Origin of the sequence: Streptomyces sp. NPDC006197 (assembly GCF_040613865.1) — a bacterium.
Lineage (GTDB): Bacteria > Actinomycetota > Actinomycetes > Streptomycetales > Streptomycetaceae > Streptomyces.
Genome location: NZ_JBEXSZ010000267.1, coordinates 1 through 4,525 on the forward strand (window position 1 = coordinate 1; position 4,525 = coordinate 4,525).

5 protein-coding genes are annotated in these 4,525 nt (G+C 72.0%); 3 read left to right on the forward strand and 2 right to left on the reverse strand.

Annotated features, from left to right (window positions below; genetic code table 11):
* Positions 1 to 218: 218 nt before the first annotated feature.
* Positions 219 to 734 (reverse strand): DUF664 domain-containing protein, encoded by a 516-nt coding sequence (locus ABZ318_RS39095; protein WP_356907172.1) that lies wholly within the window; start codon positions 732 to 734, stop codon positions 219 to 221.
* A 145-nt stretch (positions 735 to 879) separates the two neighbouring features.
* The gene (locus ABZ318_RS39100; protein ID WP_015035453.1) at positions 880 to 1,083 is read right to left on the reverse strand and encodes a cold-shock protein; all 204 of its coding nucleotides are present in this window, start codon (positions 1,081 to 1,083) and stop codon (positions 880 to 882) included.
* A gap of 261 nt (positions 1,084 to 1,344) precedes the next feature.
* On the opposite strand from ABZ318_RS39100, the gene ABZ318_RS39105 reads away from it, so the two are divergent.
* The 3 genes from ABZ318_RS39105 to ABZ318_RS39115 all read left to right on the forward strand — a co-directional run bounded on the left by ABZ318_RS39105 (position 1,345) and on the right by ABZ318_RS39115 (position 4,425).
* Positions 1,345 to 2,217, forward strand: a complete 873-nt coding sequence (locus tag ABZ318_RS39105) for a menaquinone biosynthesis protein (RefSeq protein WP_356907173.1) — start codon at positions 1,345 to 1,347, stop codon at positions 2,215 to 2,217.
* 401 nt (positions 2,218 to 2,618) lie between these two features.
* Positions 2,619 to 3,818, forward strand: a complete 1,200-nt coding sequence (mqnC, locus tag ABZ318_RS39110; protein ID WP_356907174.1) for a cyclic dehypoxanthinyl futalosine synthase — start codon at positions 2,619 to 2,621, stop codon at positions 3,816 to 3,818.
* 7 nt (positions 3,819 to 3,825) lie between these two features.
* Positions 3,826 to 4,425 carry a hypothetical protein gene (locus ABZ318_RS39115; protein ID WP_356907175.1) on the forward strand — a complete coding sequence of 200 codons (600 nt, stop codon included), beginning with the start codon at positions 3,826 to 3,828 and terminating at the stop codon, positions 4,423 to 4,425.
* The last annotated feature ends 100 nt before the right edge of the window (positions 4,426 to 4,525 follow it).

Below are 4,525 nucleotides of genomic sequence, written 5' to 3' on the forward strand. Positions count from 1 at the left end.
GCGCGGCCCGCCGCAAGGCGGAGAGCGAGGGGAAGGCCGGCCCCTTCGACAAGGCCGTCGAGGTGGCCGTCGCCTACGCGGAGGCGCTGGAGCACGCACGGTCAGACACCCGAAAAGGTCGGGGGGTTGTACGGCCGGCGGCCGGAGATCCCTTCAGGAGAAGCGGCGGTGTGCCGCCGAGCCCGTCACGGCAGGTCCCGCCGGTCCGCCGCGCTCCGTCACGTGCCGTCCCGCCGCTCCACCACACCCCGGGCGTACGCCGCCTGCCCGGCGTGCTGGAGGTCGTCCGCGATCACCGACACCAGCCGGACACCGAGGGTGACCGGAGGGTCCCAGCGGGTGTCGACGATCCGGTCCAGGTCCGCGTTCGTGACCGTACGGATCAGTTCCTCGGTACGGGCGTGCACGGCGTCGTGGTAGCCGAGCAGCAGCTCCGCGGGCGCGCGGACCTCGGCGACCTGCGCGCTCGTCTGCCCGTAGCCGGTGGCGCGCTTCGGGAAGGGCAGCCCGAAGCGGTCCGCCCAGCCGTCGGAGGTCCACAGCTGGTCCGTGTCGAAGGCGTCCGCGAGGTGGTCGTCCTGGACCCGGGTGAGGTGCCAGACGAGCCAGGCGATCGAATTGGCGTCGGGGTCGATCCGTACGGCGAGCTCCTCGTCCGTCAGCCCCTCCACGGCCTCGTGGACGACCTCACGGATCCGGCCGAACGCGTCGACCAACAGCCCGGCACTGTTCATCCCTCCACGGTCGCCTCCCCGGGGAGGCCCCGCAAGCGCAGCCCGGCGGGCCCGGAAAAGGGCAGGAGCCCCGGCTCGTGCCGTGAGGCACGGAGCGGGGCTCCTTGGGTACTGCTCTAGTCGTGCGTTCGCCGACCCGGGCAACTTAGGCCGGGGAGACGTTCTCCGCCTGCGGGCCCTTCGGGCCCTGCGTGACGTCGAAGGTCACGAGCTGGTTCTCCTCGAGCGAGCGGAAGCCGTTCGCGTTGATCGCGGAGTAGTGGACGAAGACATCCGGGCCGCCGCCGTCCTGGGCGATGAAGCCGAAGCCCTTTTCAGCGTTGAACCACTTCACGGTTCCGGTAGCCATGAGCCCTCCTATGGGCCAAAGGGTCGCCCTGCTCCAGAACCTGCAAACAAGTCTGAAAACTACAAAAGCCTGCGGGTCACATGCTCCGCAGGCTCTGTACTGCAAGGGAAACCAAACTGCAACTTGCGTCGAGCGTAGCACGCAGGATGCTCTCGGCGGTAGAGGGAAAGATCACGTCACCCGCATGTTTGATTCCGTTCCGCGCGCTGACGCGCGTGCCCCGCCGATGCCCACACTGCGAGACGGGTCTAGCCTCGCGATGTGGACAAAGCAACCGACGACCAGCAGCGCAGCCGGCCCCGCGTCGGACACATCCAGTTCCTGAACTGCCTCCCCCTCTACTGGGGCCTCGCCAGGACCGGGACGCTCCTCGATCTCGAGCTCACCAAGGACACGCCGGAGAAGCTCAGCGAGCGGCTCGTCCGGGGCGATCTCGACGTCGGCCCGATCACCCTCGTCGAGTACCTCCGGAACGCGGACGACCTGGTCGCGCTCCCCGACATCGCCGTCGGCTGCGACGGGCCCGTCATGTCCTGCGTGATCGTCTCCCAGCGGCCCCTGGCGGAGCTCGACCGCGCGCGCGTGGCCCTCGGCTCCACCTCCCGCACCTCCGTGCGCCTCGCCCAGCTGATCCTGGCCGAGCAGTACGGGGTCGAGCCCGACTACTACACCTGCCCGCCGGACCTCGGCCTGATGATGCAGGAGGCGGAGGCCGCCGTCCTCATCGGCGACGCCGCGCTCCGGGCCTCCCTGCACGACGCGCCCCGGCTCGGCCTCCAGGTCCACGACCTGGGGCTCATGTGGAAGGAGTGGACGGGTCTGCCGTTCGTCTTCGCCGTGTGGGCGGCCCGCAAGGACTTCCTGGCGCGCGAGCCGGAGACCGTCCACGAGGTGCACCAGGCGTTCCTGGCCTCGCGCGACCTCTCCCTCGAAGAGGTCGCCAAGGTCGCCGAGCAGGCCGCCCGCTGGGAGACCTTCGACGCTGAACTCCTGGAGCGGTACTTCCGCACGCTCGACTTCCGTTTCGGCCCCGAGCAACTGGCGGGCGTACGGGAGTTCGCCCGCCGCACCGGCCCCACGACCGGCTTCCCGGCGGACGTCGCGGTGGAACTCCTGCCGCCCCCGGCGCGATAAGCGGCACGGCCGCGGGGAATGGCGCGGCAAAGAAATACCGGTGGGCCCTCCCGCGCGCCGGACGGGCCTTTCCGGGCGCCGCACGGGCCTTTCCGGGCGCCGGACAGGCCTTTCCGGGCGCCACCGGGAATGCGGTCGCTCTCCCCGGGACGCCGGCACCGGGCGCCGGTGCCGGACCGCCGGTAATGGGACGCACCGGCGGCGCACCCGGAATTCACCGGATATTCGCCGGGCCCCCGCCTGTCCCTCCCCGATGGCTCACCCGCCGTCCGCTCCTCCCCGCCCTCCCCCCTCCCTCCCCGGACTCCGGCGGCCGCGGAACGGCACCCTGCGGAAGGCGCGAGGAGCGCTGGCGTAGGCTGGCTCGGTCTGTCATAACCCCTCCGAAAGGGACGCACCCGGTGACCGAGAAGGCCGAACTCCAGTCTGTTCTCGACCGCGCCGCCGCGGGTGGCCGGATCACCCCCGAGGAGGCGCTCGACCTCTACCGCTCGGCGCCCCTGCACGCACTGGGCGCCGCCGCCGACGCGGTGCGCCGCCGCCGGTACGCGGGGACCGAGCACATCGCGACGTACATCATCGAGCGGAACATCAACTACACGAACGTCTGCGTGACGGCGTGCAAGTTCTGCGCGTTCTACGCCGCCCCGAAGGACACCGAGAAGGGCTGGACCCGGGACCTCGACGACATCCTGCGCCGCTGCGCGGAGACCGTGGAGCTCGGCGGCACCCAGATCATGTTCCAGGGCGGCCACCACCCGGACTACGGCGTCGAGTACTACGAGAAGCACTTCGCCGCCATCAAGAAGGACTTCCCGCAGCTGGTCATCCACTCCCTCGGCGCCTCCGAGGTCGAGCACATGGCCCGCATCTCCGGCGTCTCCGTCGAGGAGGCCGTCACCCGCATCCACGCGGCCGGCCTCGACTCCTTCGCGGGCGCCGGCGCCGAGCTGCTCCCCGAGCGGCCGCGCAAGGCCATCGCCCCGCTCAAGGAGAGCGGCGAGCGCTGGCTGGAGATCATGGAGATCGCCCACGGGCTGGGCGTCGAATCCACCTCCACCATGCTGATGGGCACCGGCGAGACCAACGCCGAGCGGATCGAGCACCTGCGCATGATCCGTGACGTGCAGGACCGGACGGGCGGCTTCCGGGCCTTCATCCCGTACACGTACCAGCCGGAGAACAACCACCTCAAGGGCCGGACGCAGGCCACGCTCTTCGAGTACCTGCGCATGATCGCGATCGCCCGGCTCTTCCTCGACAACGTCGCCCACATCCAGGGCTCGTGGCTGACCACCGGCAAGGAGATCGGCCAGCTGACCCTGCACTACGGCGCGGACGACCTCGGCTCGATCATGCTGGAGGAGAACGTCGTCTCCTCCGCCGGAGCCAGGCACCGCTCCAACCTGCGCGAGATGATCGACATGATCCGCACGGCGGACCGCGTCCCGGCCCAGCGCAGCACCACGTACGAGCACCTCGTCGTCCACGACGACCCGGCGAACGACCCGGTCGACGAGCGCGTCGCCTCGCACATCTCGTCCACGGCGATCGCCGGGGGCACGGCGCACCCCGAGCTGAAGCTCCTCGACGCCCGCTGACGCGCCCGTGCTGACCCTCCACGTCGCCGAGGCGACGCCCGAGAGCGCCGTCCTCGTCGACGGCGCCCTCGTCGCCGCCGTCGGCCCGTACGAGGACCTGGCCGCCGCCCGGCCCGGGGCACGGGTGCGGCGGTGGCCCGGCATCCTCACCCCCGGGCTCCTCAACCCGTACGGCCCCGAGCTGCTCGAACAGACCTACCACCCGGACCCCCGGGAGGCCGCCGAGTTCGGCACCGAGCCGATCGCGGGGGAGCGGGCGCGGGCGATCTTCCGCGCCGACCCGGCCCGGCTCGGCGCCAGCGCGCGGCGCGGGGTGCAGCGGATGCTGGCGCACGGCACGGTCGCGGTCGCCGGCGAGCTGCGCGGCCGGGCCGCGCTGGACGCGGTGCGGCGGGCCGGTCTCGCCGTCGGGCAGCGGCCCCCGTCCCTGCCCGGGCCGCCGTCCCTCTCCCCGGTGCCGCTGATCCTGCTGCCCGCCCCGGCGCCGGGCGGCCCCGCCCGCTTCGCCGTCTTCGACGTCCCCGACCGGTCGGCCCTGGTCCGCCTCGGCGCGTCGACCTGCGTCGCCACCGTCCTCGGCGGCCGCCTGGTCTTCCGCGCCCGCTAGGGGGCGTCTTGCCGATCAGGCCGGGCTCGCGACGCCTGGCACCGCGCCTCGCCGCGTTGTCGTCAGTCGACAACGCTCCTTCCCCAAGTTCTCGGCTTCG

Excerpts from the sequence above, each read along its gene's own strand:
- ABZ318_RS39095 (WP_356907172.1), bottom strand. The coding sequence starts at position 734 with ATGAACAGTGCCGGGCTGTTGGTCGACGCGTTCGGCCGGATCCGTGAG.
- ABZ318_RS39100 (WP_015035453.1), bottom strand. The coding sequence starts at position 1,083 with ATGGCTACCGGAACCGTGAAGTGGTTCAACGCTGAAAAGGGCTTCGGC.